Origin of the sequence: Nocardia cyriacigeorgica (assembly GCF_010858045.1) — a bacterium.
In the GTDB taxonomy this organism is placed as follows: domain Bacteria; phylum Actinomycetota; class Actinomycetes; order Mycobacteriales; family Mycobacteriaceae; genus Nocardia; species Nocardia cyriacigeorgica_E.
On the sequence record NZ_JAAGVC010000139.1, the window covers coordinates 1 to 397 of the forward strand.

The following is a 397-nucleotide window of genomic DNA, read 5'->3' on the forward strand; positions in this document are numbered from 1 at the left end:
GCTTCCGGTTCGGATTCCCGGCGCACTTGGCCGCGCCTACCGCGCGGGCGACAACCTGGTCTTCGGCTGCGACGAAGGGAAAAGGACCTGGGCCGACTTTCTCGCCGAGCACACCAGGTGATCCGGGCCGATCAGCGGACGATCGTGGCCCCGGTGGCGCCGGGGCCGACGGTGGCGCCTTCGAAGAACTGGTTTTCGCTGACCCCGAGCCGTGAGGTGACCAGTTCCAGTGCCAGCCGCACGACCGACGATTCGTCCGGTGCCACGACCTGGGACTGTTCCAGCCGCGAGGTGCCGCGCTCGACGCGGATCCGGCAGCGCCAGCCGCGCCCGGTGGCGTACGGCTCCGGGCGACCGATCATCACTCGGACCGCGGTGCCGTCGACGGTGAATTCCT

The 397-nt window shown here is 69.8% G+C and carries 1 protein-coding gene; it reads right to left on the reverse strand.

The genetic code is table 11. The features are described 5' to 3' along the window. Window positions 1–131: 131 nt before the first annotated feature. Window positions 132–397: hypothetical protein (locus GV790_RS29090; RefSeq protein ID WP_163818019.1), on the reverse strand; the 266-nt coding region annotated here is incomplete at its 5' end.